This window comes from Bartonella sp. TT119HLJHH (assembly GCF_042193385.1).
Taxonomy (GTDB): Bacteria; Pseudomonadota; Alphaproteobacteria; order Rhizobiales; family Rhizobiaceae; genus Bartonella.
Window position 1 is genome coordinate 1 of the sequence record NZ_JBHILS010000140.1, and the last position, 590, is coordinate 590.

At 38.0% G+C, this 590-nt stretch carries 1 protein-coding gene; it reads left to right on the forward strand.

Annotated elements, in window-relative coordinates; translation table 11 throughout:
* Positions 1–24 precede the first annotated feature (24 nt).
* Entirely contained in the window at positions 25–405 is a 381-nt protein-coding gene (locus ACFIJL_RS09815; RefSeq protein WP_375624548.1) for a hypothetical protein, read from the forward strand.
* Positions 406–590 lie beyond the last annotated feature (185 nt).

Below are 590 nucleotides of genomic sequence, written 5' to 3' on the forward strand. Positions count from 1 at the left end.
CCAATAGGCAGTATGGAGGCATTTGTGAATAAACCAGTGTTTATAAATTCTGATGAAATTCTCTTAGTGATGTGCGAAAATGAAGAACAAAATCTCGCAAAATCTGGACCTTTCTTAGAAGAAAGTGACATTATCAATTTTATCGACCAAACCGATAATGCTGTCCAAATTTTACGTATTGAACCATCGACTAACCGTTGCGAAGATATCTCTGAAGATATTGCCGAATGCTATCTGAAAGAATGTGAAGAGCAGTGTTTCAACGGCAATATACCTCACGACTTTGTTAAAGACAGTAACGCATACGGTTTTTTTTTAGATGATATAAAACAGCGCGAATATGATGATGCAATGTATGGTTCTTACGAAAAACAACACCGTTTGCGTCCTTGTGATGTGCTTTAAAAGCTAAAGGCGTTTTTAAAAGACGCCACCTTTCCAAAAAATTCACCCCACAATGCAATGCCGTTCTTTTGCAAGAGCGACAAAGGCAGAATCTAACTTAAAGGAGTAAAACCATGGAAAAAAAATACGAATTTACTGATGAAACAATCGAAGTTGGGGGCAAAACTCTCCGCCGCATTCGTGCA